The organism is Rhizobacter sp. SG703 (assembly GCF_012275445.1).
Classification (GTDB): Bacteria; Pseudomonadota; Gammaproteobacteria; order Burkholderiales; family Burkholderiaceae_C; genus Rhizobacter.
Genome location: NZ_JAAZQK010000003.1, coordinates 182552 through 201679 on the forward strand (window position 1 = coordinate 182552; position 19128 = coordinate 201679).

Sequence of the window (19128 nt, forward strand, 5' to 3'; positions counted from 1 at the left end):
GTGCACGCCATTTCGGCATCGCAGCGGGCCGGCTGTTGCGGTGGCCCGTGACTTATTCCGGCGCTCCGCGAAGCACCGCGGCGAGTTGACAGTTGTTGGCGATTGAAGCGCTGCAGCCGTCGGCAAACGCCTCGATCCGGCCTTGCACTGCGCCGACGGCTCCGCCCACAATGAACCCATGACAGCCCCATCGTCACGCCCGGACCACCTGCCCGTCACCACGCGTGCCGTGCCGCTCCGGCGCGGCGGCTGGCAACGGCTTCTGCAGCACCTGTCCGCACTGGGCCGCAACGGCCCGATGCTGAGCCCGCGGCGCCAGCGTCGTGCAGTCGCCGACGCCCATCTCGGCCCGATGCTGCTGGTGAATGCCACCGGGCGCATCGACCACGCGAACGCTGCCGCGCAGGCCTGCTTCAACGGGCCGTCCGGCGGTCTGCTGCAGGGGCGGGACATCGCCGATCTCTTCAGCGGCACGGTCCGCCTCAGCGACCGGGCGGCGGTGTGGCCGCCGGGCGATGCGCCGCAACACGGTTTCGAATGCGAATCGCAGGACCGGCAGCACCGCCATCTGATCGTGCGCGCGACGCCGCGGTTCGGCGTGTTCGGCAGCGTGTCGGGCTGGACGGTCTCCGTGCGCGACTGCACCGCCGAGCACCTCGCCCAGCAGCAGCTCGACGCGGCGCTTCGCCTGCTCAACCACGACCTGCGTGCGCCGCACTCCACCATCCTCAGCGTGGTCGAGTTGTGGCGGTTGCGCCGGGGGGCGACGAACGAAGCCGATCTGCTGTCGCAGGTCGAAAACAACGCGATCACTGCGTTGTCGATGGCCGACAACTTCGTTCGCTATGTGCGGGCGCAGCAAACTGAGCTGCGCTGCGAAACGATCGACCTGAACGAAGTGGCAGCCGAGGCCGTCGACGATCTGTGGGAACGCTCACGCGAACGCCGGGTCACGATCCGCCGTCCCCAGCCCGGCGCGGCACCGGTGCATGTCGTCGCCGATGCGCAACTGCTGCAGCGGGCGCTCGGTCATTTGCTCCGACATGCGCTCGCGCGCAGCCCGGGAGGAGCCAGCATCCAATGCCATGTGGTCTGCAGCGGCACCGGTGCTGCCTTCGAAGTGACCGACCACGGCGCCACGCCAGAGGCCGTTGATGGCGGCGTCGATCTCGCCGGCAGCCGGGCCGTCAATGCCGGCGATGGCGTGCCGGTGTTGCCGGCGGAGGGCGATTACGCGCTCGGGTTCGCCGCGCTGGTGGCACGCCGCCACGGCGGCATGCTGCGTCAGCGCCGTGCCACCACGCAAGGGCTGACGATGAGCCTGTACCTGCCGCGGTCTCAGTCTGGCGGGCCGGATTCAGGTCCCATGCCGACTGCCCCGACTGCCCCGACGGTCCCGGCCTCGTCCAGCGTCTCGAGCCGGTATCCCACGCCATAGACGGCGCTGAGCCGATAGCCGGACGAAGGTCGCAAGCCGAGCTTGTTGCGAAGGTTCGAGACATGCGTGTCGAGGCTTCGCGACCAGATCTCCGGATTCACGCCCCACACCTTCTCGAGCAGGTGCTGTCTCGACAACAGGCGGCCCACGTTGTGGAACAGGAAGTGCGCCAGCTCGTACTCCTTCTGCTTCAACTCGATGGCATGTCCGTCGATCGACAGCATGCGCCGCCGGGTGTCGAAGCTGTAGCGGCCGAAGGATTCGACTTCGCTCGTGGCCGCGGGGTAGCTGCGGCGCATCAGCGCGTTCACGCGGGCGGCCAGTTCGCCGACCCGCACCGGCTTGGTCAGGTAGTCGTCGGCGCCGTTGGCCAACGCGTCCATCAGGTCGCGCTCCTCATTGCGATTCGTCACGAAGAGGATCGGGATGCGGTGCTCGACCTTGTTTCGAACCCAGGTCACGATTTCCGGTCCGGTCATGTCCGGCAGGTGCCAGTCGAGGACCAGGAAATCGAAGGTGTCGCGCCGCATCTGCCGGATCAGCGCCTGGCCGCGCTCGAATCCCTGGCAATCGTGCCCGAGGCTGGAGATGGCATGCGAGATCAAGTCGACCTGTGAAGGATCGTCGTCAACGATTGCGACTTTCATCGGGTCCCCCGGAGGAAGCGGCCGGCCTGCGAGGCCGGTCGGTGAGTTTGAACATACCTGAAAACAGGTCTCTTTTGGCAGGACACGCACGGGGTTGACGCGTCATGGGTCGAAGCGGTAGCCGACGCCGTACACCGCGACGATGCCCGAGCCCTGAGGTCGCACCTCCTCGAGCTTGCGCCGCAGGTTGCGGATGTGGCTGTCGACGGTGCGGTCGGCGGTGTCGCGAAAGTCCTGCCGCACCGCGTCGAGCAGCTGGGCGCGCGACAGGATGGCGCCGGCGCGAACCAGCAGTGCTCGCAGGATGCGGTATTCGGAGGTCGTCAGGTCGAGCGCGCGGCCCTGCCACAGGATGCGCTGCGCCGCCTCGTTGACGTCGAAGCCGCCGTGCGACATGGTGCGGAACTGGCCGGTGACGCGGCGCCATTGCGCCTTCACGCGCGCGGCGACCTCGCGCGGGCTGAACGGCTTGCAGACATAGTCGTCGGCGCCGGCTTCGAGGCCGAGCAGGCGATCGACTTCGTCGATGCGCGCCGTCAGCATGATGATCGGCACCGAGGAAAACTCGCGGATCGAGCGGCACACCTCGAGGCCGTCGAGCCCGGGCAGCATCAGGTCCAGCAGCAGGATCGATGCACGCTGCATGCGCACCTCGTTCACCGCAGCGACGCCGTTGTGGACCACCAGCGTCTGCCAGCCTTGCGCACGCAGGTAGTTGCCGAGCATGTCGGCGATCTTCACGTCGTCCTCGGCGATGAGGATCGAGGTGGTATCCATCGAGGTGTTCATGCGGAGGCTCCTTGCTGCTGTGCCTTCACCGGAAGCATCACCTGCATCGCCAGGCCTCCCCAGGTCGACGGGCTGGCGTCGACCGTGCCGCCGTGGGCGATCACGATGGCACGCACGATCGCGAGGCCCAGGCCGCTGCCGGTTCCGCTGCGCTGCCGGGACCGGTCGCCGCGGAACAGCGGCTCGAAGATGTGGGGGATGTCGGCCGGCTCGACGCAGGGCGCCGAGTCTTCGACGATCAGCCTCAGGTGCCGGTCGTCCTCGCTCGGCGCCCACGACACGCGCACGCGTCCCGGGCGGGTCGTGTAGCGGCCGCTGTTGGTCAACAGGTTCCGCAGCACCTGCTCGATGCGCACCGGATCCCACGAGGCCCGCAGCATGCGCGGTGCGGCGGCGGTCACCTCCACCTCCAGGCCGTCGAGCGACGGATGGCGGACGAGCTTCGCAACGACGTACTCCAGCGTGTCCAGCGGATCCAGATCGACCTTGTGGCAAGGCAGGCTGCCGAGGTCGGCGACCGCCAGCAGGTGCAGGTCGTCGACGATGCGCACCATGTGGCGGACTTCCTCGCCGAGGTTCATCACCAGGGCGCGGTTGGGTTCACGTGCGCCGTCTTCCATCGATTCGATCTCGCCTTGCAGCACCGACAGCGGCGTGCGCAGCTCATGGGAGATCTGCGCCATCCACTTGCGCCGAGTCAGCTCCAGGCGGCGCAGCGAGGTCGCCATCGCCGACACGTCGTGCGACAACTGCACGATCTCCTGCGGGCCGTCGAACGACGGTTCGGCCGACTCGAAATGGCCGGCAGCGAGCTTGCGCGTCACATCCTGAAGCGCGCCGAGCGGCCGGCTCCATCGACGGGCGACGCGCACCGCCAGGGCCATCGAGACGGCCAGCGACACGAAGGCGGCGACCGCGACGCCCTGGTACTGGCTTTGCAGGACATCAATGTCCGATTCGCCGGTGCGGCCGCCGAGATCCAGCAGGGCCGTGCCCACCGCACGACCGTTGACGAGAATCTCGCGGCGCAGCGTGCGGCCGCTCGGCTCGGCCGGACTGCCTGCCATCCGCGCGCCGCTCGTGTCGAGGATCCGGACGCGGCCGGCGAAGCCGGGTTGCCGGACACGGCTGGCCTGCGCACCGGGGGCCGGCTCCTGCGGATCGCCCTCGCGGGCGAGAAAGCCGTCGATCAGCCTGCGCATGCCGTCGAAGTCGGAAGCCACCGCGGCCAGGCCGCCCCGGTCGCTCGCCTGCTCGCCGACATAGACCGCAAAACGATTCAGCCGGCGCGACTCGCGATCGTGGACATAGTCGGACGCGCCACCGCTCAGGTCGAGCAGCGCGCCGACGACGACGCAGAGCACCGACAGACTGACTGTCGCCAGCAGCAACAGCGCCAATTGATGAACCATTCGCAAGCGCATCGCAGAGATCTTCTGATCGTGGGGTGATGTCGGTGTTGTCGGCGTGTGCCGGCGCGATGACAGGGTCCAAAGCGCAGGTCTGTGCATGCTCGGTGCAGAGGCCTCGACTTGGCAACGAGGGTTCGCAATCGTTGACATTTGCCGCCCTCGAAACGGGCACTTGTGGGTGGCATTCGCATTCTGTTACCCCGATCATTCGGGCCTGCCCACTCGCAACAAATTGCAACCATGGCTTCTACCCATTCGATTTCCCGCGGCTTCACCCTTGTCGAACTGAGCGTCGTCCTCGCCGTCGCGCTGGTGACCGTGGCGGTGGCGCTCCCCGGGTACAGCGCCCAGGTCCGGAAGTCGCGAGCCATGCCTGCGCTGATGGAACTGTCGGTGACGGGCATCAAGATGGAAAAGGCCTTCCAGCGCAACCAGCGCTACGGAACCGGCGGGAAATGTGCAGTTCCGGATTCCGAGGTGGAACATTTCTCGGTGCATTGCTCACTCAGGGACGACGGAGGCGGTTACACGCTCGATGCCATCGGCCATGGACCGATGGCGGGCCACCAGTACCGCACCGACGAAAAAGGCCGCCAACAGACGATCTCCCTCCCCCAGGCGGGCAACGCAGCCCAGGCAGCGTTGCCTTGCTGGTCACCGGATGGTCGTGCCTGCGGGGCGTGAGATTGCCGCTATCGATCGAGCTTTTCATGACCAATACCTTGGATACCTCGCGTCCGCGCGCCGATGAGCAGCCTCTCCTGTTGAGTCTCGCCCGTGCGGACCCGGCGGGTGCCGCGTCCGACGCCTCGACCCGCATCGAGGATGTCGATGCAACGGAACGCGCGACCGACACGTTCAACGAGACGCCGATGGACATGCCGACGGCGTTGCCGGAAGACACCGTGTTCGTCGTGGCACAGGACGAGCGGCACCGTGCAAGGTTCCGCCGGGTCTGCGCCAACCTCGGCCGGCAGTGCGTGGTGGCCTCGGTGGCTGAAGTGATCGTGCAGGCGCCTCGCACCGGTCCGGCCCGGCTGGCGATCGTTGCAGCCAACGGCCTCGACGTGCCGCTCGGCGCCGTGCTCGAGGCCTTGCGCGACGCAGGCGTGTCGTCGGTGGCCTTGTATGGCCCGGCGTTCGGCAGCCTGGTGCATCTGCTCGCGCTGGAACTCGGTTTCGATCACGTCTGGGGCGACCTCGCCCATGAAGATGCACTGGCCGTGCTGATCCGGCATGCCGGGCAACGGATCCAGAAGAGTCGCGTCGCTCGTGTCGACGATTCGATCGGCGACACCGGGCTGACGGTCGACACCGCGAGCCTGACCTGCACGGTGCGAGGCGTGCCGTTCTCGCTGGGCATTTCGTCGCTGTACACGCTGAAGCTGTTGCTCGACCGGGCACCGCATCCGGTCAGCCGGGCCGACATCGAAGCCGTGATTCCGGCCACGAAGGCGGGCCGCATCGGCGGCACGCGTGTGGTCGATGCGCATGTGTCGCGGCTGCGCCAGCGGCTGCGCGAGGTCGGTGCCGATGCGGTGCGAATCGTGGCCATCCGTGGCAAGGGCTATCGCCTGACGACCGCCGTGGCCGCGGACGGCGAAGACCTCGAGATCGACTGATCGGCGGCGGGAGCCTCCTCCTGCTTCAGCCGGGCGATGTCGTAGCGCAGCCGCACCATCTCGTGCGGTGAGCGCGCGTCGTAGAGGCCGCGGACGCGGTGCCGGCGGTCGATCAGGAAAGCGCGCTCGGTGTGCGGCGGCAGGCCGTCCGCGCCGAGCTTCGTGATGTCGGAGTACAGGCTGTGCCGCGCCCAGGCCTCGACGGCCTGCGGATGGCCGGTCAGCAGCAGCCACTCCTGGGGAAGTCCGAACTTGCCGCGGTAATCGGCCAGCGCACGCGCGTCGTCGGTCAGCGGCGACACCGTCAACGACATGAAACGTGGCGCCTGCGCCCCCAGGCCCGCCTGCAGGGTTCGCAGCAGGTCCATCGACACCGGGCACACCGACACGCAACCCGCGAAGAACAGGTTGACGACGGTTGGTCCGTCGTCGAGCACCCGTTCATCGACGGCTGCGTTGCGGTGATCCGTGAACTCGAAGTCGTTGACCCGCAGCACCGACGAGACGCGATCCCAGCGCGGGCGCAGGTCGGCCGATGCGTAGAACGGCAGCGTGTCGTGTGCCAGCACCGAATCGGGCCGACGCCAGTCGGCCCACAGAGACAAGGCTCCGGCGCCCGCCGCCATGACGGCGAGGCTGATGCAAGCGACAGCGATTCGGCGCATCACACGTGCGGCTCGATGTCGGCCGGTCAGTTGTGGCTCGTGATCGGCGTGCCGCGGTAGCAACCCACCGTGTAGGGGAATTGCTCTGTGGCGTGGTAGTGGTACTGCGGCACTGCGATATCGGTGTGACCGTGGCATTCATCCAGATCGGCGTTGGTCAATATCTTGCCGTTGTCACCTTGCTTGCCGTACAGGCCGAAACCGTCGGCGACATAGCCGATCAGCGCGGAATGCTGACTGGCGGTATCGGCGGCAAGCCCGCAAGTCGGCATGCTGTGGTAGTGGTAGTTGTTCCCCGGTGCCGGGTGGCCTTCGCAGGCATCCGTGACTTCCCAGGCGCGGGCGTCGCGTCCCTTGGCGTCCATCGCGGCGAACAGGCGGGCGCCCGTCAGGAAGACACCGATCGCACCCTTGCCGAGGCAGGTCGGTGTGCTGTTGACCGTGGGGCTGGTCTTCAAACCGGTCCAGGTGGTCGACGCTGCAACGATCTTGTTGCCGTTGGTGTCGTATTGCGAGGCCATTGGACTCGTTGCCGAGGTGATCGGGAATTGGCCGGTACCGTGGCTGGGGACGCCATTGAATGTGATGCTCCGCAGGCTGCTGACGATGGAGGTTGCGAAGCTCGACGCCCAGCTTTCGGCACCTTCGACCGCGTAGGGCAGCTTCGTGCCGAGGTTCCAGGTCGTGCCGTCGCTGTTGAACCAGGGGCCCTTGTTGGTGGTACCCGGTTGACTCGAATCCGGTGTCGAGCAGGAATAGAGATAGCCCCGAGCCGTGCTGGCCGGTGCCGCGGTCACCATCAGGTTGTCTCCGAGCGGCAGCTTGGTGGTATCGGTGGTATCGGGCGTCGCTGTCGGAGCCAACGACTTCGATACCGAAGCGTCGCCGCTTCCCAGCGAGTTGACGGCCTTCACCGTGCAGTCATAGGACGTTGCGTTGGTGAGGCCGTCAACGGTGATGGGGCTGGCGCTGCCGGTCACCGTGTGAGTGTCGGAGCTGCTTGCGGCGCAGGTGGCCTCGAACGAACTGACGGTCGCACCGCCTGTGTCGGTCGGTGAGGTGAAGCCCAGTGTGGCCTTGCGATCGGCGACAGAGGTCGCATAGAGGGTCGGCGCCCCGGGTACCGTGGCGGTGCTGTCACCCGACGAGCTTCCGCTGGACGAAGTGCTGCTCGATGACGACGACCCGTTGCCGCCACAGGCGGCCAGCACCAGCAGCGGTCCCAGGTGCAGCAGGGATTGAAGGAGTTGGACAGCGCGCGAAGGAGTTGGGGTCACGGTGGAAGCTCCAGAGTACGGTTGGGGGGACAAGGCCGAAAGCAGCGTCGAAGGTAGGAGCGCTTTGTGGAGAAATGACGCGGCGTGTCTGCATCATTTCTGCATGTTTGTGTCCGGCTTGGCCCGGGGCTGCGTTACCCTGCCGCCCTCGGCCCGGCGAGCGGGCCTGCGGAGAGTGCTATGAAGACCCACAACATCGAAATCCAGCGCGTGAAATCCATGGCGCACGACGTGCACGGCCTGGTGCACCTGCGGGTCGACGCCGTGGTGCAGACGGTGACCAACCACGACGACGATCCGTCCAGCGTGATCAGCCTGACCGAGGCGAACCTGCGCGTGCTGCAGTCGCTGATCAAGAACCAGCTGCTCGAACTCGACAAGCGCAAGGCGCGCAGCCGTTTCTGAGCTTGCGAGGCACGCGCCGAAACGTGCCGATTGAAACCGGGTGTGTACCGGCGCCGCCTGGCCCTACAGGCCGACTCCGAGGGGCCGATGACAGGGACGAGTGCCGCCCGATGCGGCCTTCAACCCGCCTGTGCGAGCGAGCGAAGTGACCACTGACGGTTACCAGATCTCGCGCCACAATGGTGCCTTCGACCCCGTGATCCAGATGCCCGTGCCCACCGTTCCCACCAAGACCTCGCGCGGCCATGACGAGCTGCGCACCCGCACGCAGCGGCTCGGTCAGCGGCATCGCACGGTGCTGTTCCTGGTGGACGGCCGTCGCACGCTGGCCGAGGTGCTGAGCCTGGCCCACCAGGCCGGCGCGCAGACCGGGCATTTCGAGGAACTGGTGCGGCTCGGCCTGGTCGAGCTGCCCGAGGAACCGGAACCGGAAGCGACGGAGGCGATCGACAGCGGCTCGGGCGCGCTCGACGCCCCGACGCTCACCAGCGTCGCGCTCGACGTGCCGACGCCGCAGGTGCTTCAGCCCGTGGCGCGCGAGCCGGCCGCACCGGCGGTGTGGATCGCGCCCGAGGCCGCTGCCGAGGTCGCGCCGCTCGCCCTCGACGAGCACACCGACGTGGCGCCGATCGATCCCGCCCGCCTGTCGACCACCTCGATGCTGCCGCCGCAACCACTGGCGACGCCATCGCCGCACGCCGTGGTCGACGAGCCGATGGCGCTCCAGCCGGCACAGCCGCTGGCGCGCCGCCCTCCCGAGCCCGAGCCGGCGCACGAGGTGCAGCTGGTGGACGCGGTGGCCTGGTCCGACACGATTCCGCTGTCGCAAGAGCCCCGCGAAGCGGTGTGGTCGCCGCCCGAGCCGGCCTTGGTCGCGGCGTCGAAGCCATCCCGGAAGTCAGGTGCCCGCGCCGCGGCCGGTGGCATGACGGCGGTGCTGAACAAGGCGCTGGGTCGCGGGCGCGCCAGGCCGCCCCAAGACCTGCCGCCGATGACGCCGCGGATCGAGAGGCCGTCGTCCGAACAGCAGCTGATCGCCCAGGTGCGCGAACTGCTGATCGATACCTTGCGCATCGATGCGCCGCTGTTCGCCGCGTTGACGCACGGCAAGGTGCGCTCGGCGCAGACCCAGCGCCACCTGATCGAGCTGGTGTGGGAGATCGAGCGCCACCGCAGCCATGCGCGGATGTCGCGCGACGAACTGATCAGCCTGCAGCAGGCCCGCGAACTGCTCGGCATGGGCAACACGCTGGTGGCCGGCGATGGCCAGTCCGACCGCCACGACGACTGGCCGACCACGCAGCCGCGGCTGTGAGCTCAGCCAGCCTGCTGGTCAGTTCGCGGCGGCCCGCGCCGCGCCGAATTCCTGGGTGAACCAGTTCGCCAGCAAGGCCTTTTCGCGACCGAGCGCGCTGCGGTCGGTGCCGAACCCGGCGGGGGCCTTGCGCGAGGACAGGTCGCTGAGCGCGACATCGCCCGTGCGCAGCGTGCGCCCATCGGACACCAGCGCGTAGTGCAGCCAGATGCGCGCGCTGTCGTGGTCGTCGCGCACCACCCGCAAGTCACCGCGCCGGGTGTGCCGCAGATAGCCGGCCAGGTCGACGTCGAGCACCTCGACCTGCAGCGACTGGCCGGCCGGCAGGTGCTGCGCGGCGAGCGCCTGCAACTGGTCGGCGAGCAGGCGCAGGTTGATGTCGCGTTCGCGCGGCGTTTCGCCGGCATCGACGAAGCGTTCCGGCTGCCTGAACTGCACGTCGGCCGAGCCCGCCGCGGCGGCGGGCCCTGCAACGCACGCCGCGAAGGCGGCCCATCCGATGATCGATCCGAAGCGCATGGTGAAACTCCTGGAGACTGATCCACGACAGTACGCCACCGACCGCGGCCCTGCAAGCGTGGGGACAGCGCCGGCACAGCGGCTACCATCCGGCCGCACTCCCGGAAAGGTCCTTGCCATGCGTCGTCTGCTGATCCCCTTGTTGCTGGCCACGTCGCTGCTGGGCGCCTGCGCCTCCGTCGTCAACCCGGTGACGGGCCGCAGCGAGCGTTCGGTGATGGACGAGCCGACCGAGATCGCCGAAGGCAAGAAGGCCCACCAGGAGGTGCTGAAGGAATACGCGGTGCTCGACAACGCGCCGGTGCAGGCCTATGTGAACGACCTCGGCCAGCGCCTGGCGAAGCAGTCGCACCGCGCGCAACTGCAGTGGACCTTCACCGTGCTCGACAGCCCCGAGGTCAACGCCTTCGCGCTGCCGGGCGGCTATGTCTACGTGACGCGCGGCATCATGGCCTACATGGAGAGCGAGGCCGACCTGGCCGGCGTGATGGGCCACGAGATCGGCCACGTCACCGCGCGCCACGGCGCGCAGCGTGCGACGCGCCAACAGACCGCCGGCATCGGCGTGGTCGCGGCGACCGTGCTCGGCGCGGTGCTGGGCATCGGCGACGTGGCCAGCCAGGTGTCGCAGAGCGTCGCGGCCGGCTACATCGCGTCGTACAGCCGCGACCAGGAATCGCAGGCCGACCAACTCGGCGCCGAGTACCTTGTGCGCAACCACTACGACCCGAAGAACATGGTCGAGGTGATCCAGGTGCTGAAGCGCCAGGAGCAGTTCGCCGCCGACACCGCGAAGGCCGAGGGCCGCAGCGCGTCGGGCGGCAACGACTGGCTCGCCTCGCACCCGAGCAACGACCAGCGCCTGCGCGACATCACGGCCATTGCCGACACCTATGCCAAGGATGCTTCCTATGTCGACGAAGGTCGCGACCGCTACCTGCAGGCGATCGCCGGGATGGCGTTCGGCGAGAGCCGCGCGCAAGGGGTGACGCGCGGGCGCAGCTTCTACCACGAGCCGCTGGGCATCGTGCTGAAGGCGCCCGAGGGCTGGAAGGTGCAGAACTCGGCCGAAGACATCACGCTGGTCAATGCGGCGGGCGATGCCGGGCTGGTGGTGATGCTGGCGCCGGCCAAGGCCGGCAGCACGCACGAGGAGATCGTGCGCAGCGTGTTCAAGCCGACGCAGGGCCGGTTCGACAAGATCGAGCTGAACGGCCTGAAGGCGAGCCGCTTCACCGGCACCGCGACGACCAAGCAGGGCCAGGCGCGGGCGGTCGTTGCGACGGTGGTCGACGGTCCGCAGAACAACCGCTTCGTGCTGCTGCAGGCGTCGAAGGATGCCGCCGCGTTGCAGCGCAACGCGGCCGGGTTGAAGGACGCCGAGGCTTCGTTCCGCGCGCTGACCGCGGCCGACCGTGCCGCGGCGAAGCCGTGGACGCTGAAGTCGGTGCCGTTCCCGCGCGGTGGGTTCGCCGAACTGGCGAAGCAGTCGCCGCTGCCGCAGGCCGAGGCCCAGCTGAAGCTGATCAACGGCGTCTACGGCGGCGGCAAGGATCCGGCGGTGGGCCAGCGGGTCAAGGTGGTGGAGTGAGCGCGACGACTCGACTCCGCTCGCCCTGAACTTGTCGAAGGGCCGGGCTGAGCCTGTCGAAGCCCTGCCGCCGGCACCAGCGTTTCGACACGCTCAACGCGAATGGGGCTTCTTCAAACCGGACTGACTTCTACTTGCCCCAGCTGTCCTTCAGGCTCGTGATGCGATTGAACACGAGCTTTCCAGCGGTGGAGTCAACGCGATCCGCCACGAAGTACCCATGCCGCTCGAACTGGAACTTGTCGTCCGGTCGCGCCTTCGCGAGCGACGGTTCGACGAAGCCCTGCAGCACCTTCTTGCTGCCGGGGTTCAGCACCGTCAGGTAGTCGCGTCCGCCCGCGTCGGGCTGGGCCTCTGTGAACAGCCGGTCGTAGATCCGCAGCTCGGCCGGCACGCCGTCGTGCACGCCGACCCAGGTGATCGTGCCCTTGACCTTCACCGCGTCGGCGCCCGGCGTGCCGCTCTTCGTGTCGGGAATCACCTTCGCGAGCACGACCAGCTCGCCGCTCGCATCCTTTTCGCTGCCGATGCATTCGACGACGACGCCGTACTTCAGCCGCACCTTGTTGCCCGGGAACAGCCGGAAGAAGCCCTTCGGCGGCGTCTCGGCATAGTCGTCGCGCTCGATCCACAGTTCGGGGCCGAGGCCGAAGTCGCGCTGCCCGAGCTCGGACCGGTGCGGATGCGCCGGCGCATGGCAGGGTTCGATGTGGGTGTCGCTGCCGAACACCTCGGCCCAGTTGACGAGCTTCAGCTTCACCGGGTCGATCACCGTCATCGCGCGCGCTGCCTTGCCTTCCAGGTCGTCGCGCAACGCGCCTTCGAGCGTGCCGTAGTCGATCCAGCTGTAGTCGCGCGTCACGCCGATGCGCTCGCAGAACAGCTGGATCGCCGCCGGCGTGTAGCCGCGGCGGCGCAGGCCGGCCAGGGTGGGCATGCGTGGATCGTCCCAGCCGTCGACGTGCTTCTCGTCGACCAGCTGCTTCAGCTTGCGCTTGCTGGTGATCACGTAGGTTAGGTTCAGCCGCGCGAACTCGTGCTGGTGCGGCCGCGGCTGCGCGAGCAGGCCCAGGCCGCACAGCGTGTCGAGCAGCCAGTCGTAGAACGGGCGCTGGTCTTCGAACTCCAGCGTGCAGATGCTGTGCGTGATCTGCTCGAGCGCGTCTTCGATCGGGTGCGCGTAGGTGTACATCGGGTAGATGCACCAGGTGTCGCCGGTGTTGTGGTGCGTCGCACGCTTGATGCGGTAGAGCGCCGGGTCGCGCAGGTTGATGTTGGGCGACGCCATGTCGATCTTCGCGCGCAGCACCGCGGCACCGTCGGCGAGCTTGCCGTCGCGCATCTCGCGAAAGCGCGCCAGGTTCTCGGCCGGCGTGCGGTTGCGGAACGGGCTGTCGGTGCCGGGGGTGTTGAAGTCGCCGCGGGTGGCCTTCATCGCGTCGGCGCTCTGCTCGTCGACGTAGGCGTGGCCGGCGCCGATCAGCGCCTCGGCCGCGCGGTACATGAAGTCGAAGTAGTTGCTCGCGTAGAAGAGGTGCTCGACCGGCGCGCCGTTCACGTCGCTGCGCCAGTCGAAGCCCAGCCAGGTGACGAGTTCGATGATCGCGTCGACGTACTCCTGTTCTTCCTTCTCGGGGTTGGTGTCGTCGAAGCGCAGGTGGCACACGCCGCCGAAGTCGCGCGCCAACCCGAAGTTCAGCCAGATGCTCTTCGCATGGCCGATGTGCAGGTAGCCATTCGGCTCGGGCGGGAAGCGGGTGCGCACCCGTGCCGCGTCGAGCGGCCCGCCGGCGTGGTGGGCGGCGTCACCGGGGGATCCGGCGAAATGGCGCCCCGCGTAGCGTCCCTGGTCGAGGTCGCGCTCGATGATCTGCCGCAGGAAATTGGTCGGCCGAACGTCGGCGGCGGCGGACTCGCCAGCGGGTGCCTTGCTGTGGGGATCGCTCATGAAATGCGCTTGGAATCAAGGAGTTGGAGGCGTTGCGCGGGGCTGCGAAACGTGAATTCATTGTAGTTCGCACCCCTGGAGGCGCCGCGGCAATCGCTGGGCCGTGATTTTTCTCACGCCAACTTGTGACTGGTTGTATCTACCCCCGCGAGCAGAGGGGCACCGCGGGCTGGTCAGCCGGGGAGCGCAGTCGAACAATCGGCAGCATGAACAGACCGCCGCGTCCCTCGAACTTCGGGTTCGATTTCTCGCCCAGCCAGACCGGCTGGATGGCCACCGCGCCGTCGGCGCTGATGGACGGGCCGCACGGCCTGCCGCACCGGCCGCCGCCGCCGCCGCCGAAGCGCGCGGTGCAACTCGGCGGGCTCAGCGGCATCGCCGAAGAATGGCTCGCGTCGCTGCCGCCGCGCTACCAGCCGCTGACGACGGCGCAACGCCATCCGCACGTCGTCAACCGGCTGGCCGCGCTGTGGGAACGGCCGCTCCACCTGCCGGCCTACTTCGACGAACTGCTGCTGAGCGACCGCCCCGGGCGCGCCGGCTTCTCGTTCGAGGTGTTGACCGAGCTCGGCGACCTGCGCTCCTTGCTGGAACTGGCGATGCACCGCGCACGTCAGTAAGCCCACGACGCCAGTCAACTTAACCTTCCGGAAACCTGCGGCTTACCAATCGACACGGAAGCCGGTCTTCGCAAGCAGGTGTCGTGACGTTGTAGACCCGTGACGCTGCGATCGCAGCGTCAGGATCACAAGGAGTTCACGATGCTGAATCGCAAGACCCCGTTCATCGCCGCGCTGGCCCTGCTGGGTGCGCTGTCCACCGCCGGCGCGCATGCCGCCAATGTCCAATGGTCGATCGGCGTCAACCTGCCGCCGGTGACCACCGTCGTGTCGAGTGGGCCGGTCTATGCCCAGCCGGTCTATGCCGAGCCGGTCTACGTGCAGCCGGCCTACTACGAACCGGCCCCCGTCTACGTCCAGCCTGCACCGGTGGTGGTCTACCGCCCGCGGCCGGTCTATCGGCCGTACCCGGTCGTCTACCGTCCGTATCCCGTCTACCACCACTACCCGGTGGGGCGTCCGGTGCCGGTGATCGTGCCGGGCCGTGGCGGCTACTACCACGACCATCACGACCACGACGGCCACCGCCGCTGATCACATCGGCTTGAAGAGATTCGCGTAGAGCCGGCTCACCGCGAGCCGGTCGGCGTGGCCGCGCAGGGTCAGCGTGATCTTGCCGGCCTCGTCGCGCAACGCGGTGGCGATGGCGTCCGACCGCACCACCGTGCCGCGGTGCACCTGCCAGAAGCGCTGCAGGTCGATCTGCGGCAACAGCTCGCGCAGCGAGGTGCGCACCAGGTACTCGCGCTCCAGCGTGACGACCCGCACGTACTTGTCGGCCGCCTCGAAGTACACCACCTCGGCCACCGGTACCAGGTGGATCGCATTGCCGACGGCCGCCTGGATCACCGTCAGCGGCGCCACGGGCGGCACCGTCGGCGGGCCGCTGCCGAGCAGCTGGCGCAGCTGCCCGAGCGCGGCATCGATGGCGCCGCCGCCCGCCGACGTGCGCTGCTTCAGGACTGCCTGCACCCGCGCGCAGGTCTGTGCGAGGCGCGCCGGCTGCACCGGCTTCAGCACATAGTCGACCGCGGCCTGCTCGAAGGCCTGCAGTGCGTACTCGTCGTAGGCCGTCACGAACACCAGCGCCGGCAGCGGCGAGCCGTCGTCCGGCCAGTCTTCGGCGATGGCCTGCGCCGCCTCCAGCCCGCTCATGCCGGGCATCCGGATGTCGAGGAACAGCAGCTGCGGCCGCAACGCCAGCGCCTGCTGCACCGCGGCTTCGCCATGCGCGACGCTCGCGACGATCCGCAGGTCCGGCCACAGCGCCTGCAGCTCGGCCTTCAGGTTCGCGGCCAGCAGCGGCTCGTCTTCGGCGATCAGCGCGGTGGCCGGCATGTCAGTGGCATTCATCAGGGCGGGCTCCAGGGCAGTCGGACGGTGGCCAGCGTGCCGCCGTCGGCGTCGGTCGCGGCTTGCAGGCTCAGCGAAGCGGCCTCGCCATGCAGAGTCGCCAGCCGCTGGCGCACCTGCGACAGCCCGAAATGGGTGCCGTCGGCCGGCGCCGCGGACAGGCCGGCGCCGGTGTCGCGCACGCTCAGCACCAGCGCATCGCCATCGCGCCGCGCGCTGACGACCAGCCGGCCGCCGTCGACGTGCGGCTCCAGCCCGTGCTTGATCGCGTTCTCGACCAGCGGTTGCAGCAGCAGCGGCGGCACCGCCTGCGTGCCCAGTTCGGCGGGCAGGTCGAGCTCGGTCTGCAGCCGGTCGCCCATGCGGACCTTCATCAGCTCGAGGTAGTCGGCGACGCGTGCGAATTCGGCTGACAGCGGGTGCAGCGCAGCCCGCGAACCGGACAGCGTCGCGCGCAGGAAGGCGATCAGCTGGTCGAGCATCTGCTGCGCGCGCGGCGGGTCGAGCGCGATCAGCACGCGCAGGTTGGCCAGCGTGTTGAACAGCATGTGCGGCTCGAGCTGCGATTCGAGCAGCTTCAGCCGGTGCTCGGCGATGTCGCGCTGGGCGGCGGCGAGCTGGCGCAGGCGCAGCTGGTCCTGGTTGCGGGCATGGAAGTAGAACGAGATGCCGGCACTGACCGCCAGGCACATCAGCAGGTAGCTCAGCAGCATGCGCGGCGAGCCACGCCACATGTCGAGCAGCGGCCGGCCGAACAGCGCGTCGCCCAGCGTGCTGCCGAGCAGGTAGCCGCCGAGCACCGCCCCCAGCTGCAGCACGGCGCGCCGCCAGCCCCTGGGCCAGCCGGTCTCGGGATCGGGATGGAAGGCCATCCGGCCGAAATCCATCAGCGCCCAGATGCTCAGGCCGATGCACTGCGCATAGACCATCTGGATGCGCCAGTCGCCGCCGCGTCCGATCGCCAGCGCGATGCCGATGAAGGTGTTGAAGCCCAGCACGATCAGCCCGTGGCGGGCGAAGCCGCCGGCAGTGAAGGACTCGTGGACAGGCGCGGTGTCGGGCATCGCGGGATTGTGGGGCAGGTCGGTGGGCACGGGCATCAGGCGCGGCCCGCCCGCAGCGCATGGCGGCCCGCCTGCCAGCTCGCGATGCCGCGGCTGAAGAAGAGCCCGCTGAAGACGCCGTAGACCAGCGCGACCGCGCCGATGAATGCGGCCTGGGAGCGCAGCGCCGGCTGCATCGCCAGCATCACGCCGACCGCGAACTTGATGCCGAAAACGCCGAGGATCGTGACCATCGGCATCCAGCTGCCCGGCACGAACACGCGTCGCGCCGAGGCCTGCCATTCGAAGCCGCGCCAGCCGCCGGCCGCATGCACCGCAGCCAGCGCGGCGGCCGCACCGGCCACCCAGGCGGTCAGCGGCTCGGTGCCCCAGCCGAAGGCCGAGCCGAGACCGTACAACGACAGGCCGACCATCGCGAGCGGCAGCAGCGTCGCACGCTGCAGCGTCAGCAGGCGGTCGCGCGACTGCGACCAGCCGAGCGCGACCAGGCCGGCGAGCAGCCACCAGACCCAGGACGGCGTGTGGTGAAGGATGGCGGTGAACATGGGTGTCCTCAGGCGGGGGTGTCGATGGACACACTGTCGCGCGGCGGCGTCGGGCGGGCGAGCGGCGTGCGACGAAGCGCGCAATGCCGGCGCAAGCGGTGGTCGCCGCGGCGCGAGCGGGCCGGGCGCGCGATGCAGGGCCGGGCCGTGGTCGTATAGTCGGCGCCGCCGCTTTTGCGTCCCACGGAGACCCGCATGTCCTTTTCCACCCTGCTGTCGCGCGCCGCTGCCGGCCTGTCGCTGCTGGCCGTGACCGCGCTGCTCGGATGCAGTTCGCCGATGCCCGAGTGGACGCCCGCCGGCGGGCCGCAGATGCCGCCGGCCAAACGGCCGACCCCGACCGCCCCGGCCCCCGCGCCCGCCGTGTCGGCCGATGCAGCGCTGCCGGCGCCGTACAACGACCTGGTCGCCGCCCGCTTCCCGGAGCCTGCGGTCGATTTCCGCACGCCGGCCTTCCAGCCCGGCCACGCCGGCTTCACGACCAATGCCGAGCTGCAGGCGGTGCTGCGCGAGATCGTGCACGGCGGGCGCAATGCCACGCTGCTGCCGCTCGGCAGCTCGCAGGCCGGCGTGCCGCTGGAGGCGGTGCTGTTCACCCGCAACCCCGACATGTCGCCCGCCGCGGTGCTGAAGAGCGGCCGGCCGACGGTGCTGCTGGTCGGCCAGCAGCATGGCGACGAACCGGCCGGCAGCGAAGCGCTGATCGTGCTCGCGCGCGAACTTGCCGGCGGCGGCCTGCAGGACCTGCTGGACCGCATCAACGTCGTGATCTTGCCGCGCGCCAACCCGGACGGCGCGCAGGCGCAGCGCCGCGTCACTGCCAGCGGCATCGATGCCAACCGCGACCACCTGCTGCTGCGCACCCCCGAGGCGCAGGCGCAGGCCCGGCTGGTGCGCGACTTCCAGCCGGTGCTGGTGGTCGATTCGCACGAGTACACGGTGGTCGGCCGCTTCCTCGAGAAGTTCGGCGCGGTGCAGCGCTTCGACGCGCTGGTGCAGTACGCCACCACCGCCAACCTGCCGGAGTTCATCACCAAGGCCGCGGAAGAATGGTTCCGCCAGCCGATGCTCGCCAGCCTGAAGCAGCAGGGGCTGAGCGCCGAGTGGTACTACACCACCTCGGTCGACGTGAACGACAAGAAGATCTCGATGGGCGGCACGCAGCCCGACACCGGGCGCAACGTGAACGGCCTGACGAACGCGGTCAGCATCCTCATCGAGACGCGCGGCGTCGGCATCGGCCGCCTGCACCTGAAGCGTCGGGTGCAGACGCACGTGGTCGCACTCGGCAGCTTCCTGCGCAGCGCGGCCGACCGCTCGGCCGACCTGGTGAAGCTGCGCCAGTACGTCGACGCCGACGTGGCCGCGAAGGCCTGCCAGGGCGATGCGGTGGTCGAGGCCGGCCCGACGCCCAGCGAGTACACGCTGCAGATGCTCGACCCGACGACCGGCGCCGACAAGGCGCTGGTGGTCAACTGGGATTCGGCGCTCGAACTGCAGCCGCTGAAGACCCGCCCGCGTGCCTGCGGCTACTGGCTGGCCGCCGACCAGGGCGACGCGGTGATGCGGCTGCGCACGCTGGGCGTGCGGGTCGAGCAGGTGGCCGCGATGGGGGTGATGCAGGGCGAGGTGTATGCCGAGACCGCGCGCCAGACCGGCACGCGACAGGACGTGCGCGGCACCATCGCCGACGGCGGCGCGGTCGTGCATGCGCAGGTGCTGCTGACGCAGGCGCTGATGGACGTGCCGGTCGGCAGCTACTACGTGCCGCTGAGCCAGCCGCTCGCCAACCTGGTGATCGCTGCGTTGGAGCCCGACACGCAGAACAGCTTCTTCGCGAACGGCATCATCGGCAGCGTGACCAGCGAAGCGCGCGTCACCGCGGTGCCGGGCGTCAAGCTGAACGTGCTGCCATAAG

Annotated in this window: 19 protein-coding genes; 9 read left to right on the plus strand and 10 right to left on the minus strand. The window is 68.9% G+C overall.

The genetic code is table 11. The annotated features are described in order from the left end of the window. Positions 1-178 precede the first annotated feature (178 nt). The gene (locus FHT26_RS06540) at positions 179-1438 is read left to right on the plus strand and encodes a PAS domain-containing sensor histidine kinase (protein ID WP_168559352.1); all 1260 of its coding nucleotides are present in this window, start codon (positions 179-181) and stop codon (positions 1436-1438) included. Here FHT26_RS06540 and FHT26_RS06545 read toward each other — a convergent pair. The 3 genes from FHT26_RS06545 to FHT26_RS06555 are packed head-to-tail and all read right to left on the minus strand — an operon-like array spanning position 1339 to position 4298. Then, positions 1339-2175: a response regulator transcription factor gene (locus tag FHT26_RS06545; RefSeq protein WP_490362773.1), complete on the minus strand. Its 837-nt coding sequence runs from the start codon at positions 2173-2175 to the stop codon at positions 1339-1341. The genes FHT26_RS06540 and FHT26_RS06545 overlap by 100 nt on opposite strands. A gap of 12 nt (positions 2176-2187) precedes the next feature. Continuing rightward, a complete protein-coding gene (locus tag FHT26_RS06550) occupies positions 2188-2874 on the minus strand; it encodes a response regulator (RefSeq protein WP_168559353.1) in 687 nt (228 codons plus the stop codon). Further along, a complete protein-coding gene (locus tag FHT26_RS06555) occupies positions 2871-4298 on the minus strand; it encodes an ATP-binding protein (RefSeq protein WP_168559354.1) in 1428 nt (475 codons plus the stop codon). Before FHT26_RS06555 ends, FHT26_RS06550 begins: the two co-directional genes overlap by 4 nt. A gap of 228 nt (positions 4299-4526) precedes the next feature. On the opposite strand from FHT26_RS06555, the gene FHT26_RS06560 reads away from it, so the two are divergent. Both FHT26_RS06560 and FHT26_RS06565 read left to right on the plus strand, forming a co-directional pair. Beyond that, a complete protein-coding gene (locus FHT26_RS06560) occupies positions 4527-4970 on the plus strand; it encodes a type IV pilin protein (RefSeq protein WP_168559355.1) in 444 nt (147 codons plus the stop codon). Continuing rightward, positions 4934-5908: a winged helix-turn-helix domain-containing protein gene (locus tag FHT26_RS06565; protein ID WP_168559356.1), complete on the plus strand. Its 975-nt coding sequence runs from the start codon at positions 4934-4936 to the stop codon at positions 5906-5908. Before FHT26_RS06560 ends, FHT26_RS06565 begins: the two co-directional genes overlap by 37 nt. Here the strand turns inward: FHT26_RS06565 and FHT26_RS06570 are convergent. Further along, a complete protein-coding gene (locus tag FHT26_RS06570; protein ID WP_168559357.1) occupies positions 5854-6477 on the minus strand; it encodes an SCO family protein in 624 nt (207 codons plus the stop codon). The genes FHT26_RS06565 and FHT26_RS06570 overlap by 55 nt on opposite strands. 122 nt (positions 6478-6599) lie before the next feature. After that, complete coding sequence (locus FHT26_RS06575; protein ID WP_168559358.1) at positions 6600-7850, minus strand: YHYH protein; 1251 nt, start codon at positions 7848-7850, stop codon at positions 6600-6602. A gap of 180 nt (positions 7851-8030) precedes the next feature. Here FHT26_RS06575 and FHT26_RS06580 point away from each other — a divergent pair, with 180 nt between their 5' ends. Next, positions 8031-8255 carry a hypothetical protein gene (locus FHT26_RS06580; protein ID WP_168559359.1) on the plus strand — a complete coding sequence of 75 codons (225 nt, stop codon included), beginning with the start codon at positions 8031-8033 and terminating at the stop codon, positions 8253-8255. Positions 8256-8466: 211 nt separating this feature from the next. Continuing rightward, positions 8467-9570, plus strand: coding sequence for a hypothetical protein (locus FHT26_RS06585; RefSeq protein ID WP_168559360.1), 1104 nt, complete (start codon positions 8467-8469; stop codon positions 9568-9570). Positions 9571-9588: 18 nt separating this feature from the next. Here FHT26_RS06585 and FHT26_RS06590 read toward each other — a convergent pair whose 3' ends face one another. After that, positions 9589-10089 (minus strand): DUF3016 domain-containing protein, encoded by a 501-nt coding sequence (locus FHT26_RS06590; RefSeq protein WP_168559361.1) that lies wholly within the window; start codon positions 10087-10089, stop codon positions 9589-9591. Positions 10090-10207: 118 nt separating this feature from the next. Here FHT26_RS06590 and FHT26_RS06595 point away from each other — a divergent pair, with 118 nt between their 5' ends. Then, positions 10208-11680 (plus strand): M48 family metalloprotease, encoded by a 1473-nt coding sequence (locus tag FHT26_RS06595; protein WP_168559362.1) that lies wholly within the window; start codon positions 10208-10210, stop codon positions 11678-11680. A 130-nt stretch (positions 11681-11810) separates the two neighbouring features. Here the strand turns inward: FHT26_RS06595 and FHT26_RS06600 are convergent, their stop codons facing one another. Further along, the gene (locus FHT26_RS06600; RefSeq protein WP_168559363.1) at positions 11811-13628 is read right to left on the minus strand and encodes a glutamine--tRNA ligase/YqeY domain fusion protein; all 1818 of its coding nucleotides are present in this window, start codon (positions 13626-13628) and stop codon (positions 11811-11813) included. A 206-nt stretch (positions 13629-13834) separates the two neighbouring features. Here FHT26_RS06600 and FHT26_RS06605 point away from each other — a divergent pair, with 206 nt between their 5' ends. Both FHT26_RS06605 and FHT26_RS06610 read left to right on the plus strand, forming a co-directional pair. After that, positions 13835-14248, plus strand: coding sequence for a hypothetical protein (locus FHT26_RS06605; RefSeq protein ID WP_168559364.1), 414 nt, complete (start codon positions 13835-13837; stop codon positions 14246-14248). 141 nt (positions 14249-14389) lie between these two features. Then, complete coding sequence (locus FHT26_RS06610; RefSeq protein WP_168559365.1) at positions 14390-14782, plus strand: hypothetical protein; 393 nt, start codon at positions 14390-14392, stop codon at positions 14780-14782. Here the strand turns inward: FHT26_RS06610 and FHT26_RS06615 are convergent, their stop codons facing one another. The 3 genes from FHT26_RS06615 to FHT26_RS06625 are packed head-to-tail and all read right to left on the minus strand — an operon-like array spanning position 14783 to position 17210. Beyond that, the gene (locus FHT26_RS06615; protein ID WP_246867755.1) at positions 14783-15601 is read right to left on the minus strand and encodes a LytR/AlgR family response regulator transcription factor; all 819 of its coding nucleotides are present in this window, start codon (positions 15599-15601) and stop codon (positions 14783-14785) included. It lies immediately after the preceding gene. Beyond that, complete coding sequence (locus tag FHT26_RS06620; protein WP_168559366.1) at positions 15601-16665, minus strand: sensor histidine kinase; 1065 nt, start codon at positions 16663-16665, stop codon at positions 15601-15603. Before FHT26_RS06620 ends, FHT26_RS06615 begins: the two co-directional genes overlap by 1 nt. Positions 16666-16700: 35 nt before the next feature. Further along, complete coding sequence (locus FHT26_RS06625) at positions 16701-17210, minus strand: DUF6622 family protein (protein WP_168559367.1); 510 nt, start codon at positions 17208-17210, stop codon at positions 16701-16703. Between the two features lie 195 nt (positions 17211-17405). Between FHT26_RS06625 and FHT26_RS06630 the strand changes: the two genes are divergently transcribed. Next, positions 17406-19127 (plus strand): M14 family metallopeptidase, encoded by a 1722-nt coding sequence (locus FHT26_RS06630; RefSeq protein ID WP_168559368.1) that lies wholly within the window; start codon positions 17406-17408, stop codon positions 19125-19127. Position 19128 lies beyond the last annotated feature (1 nt).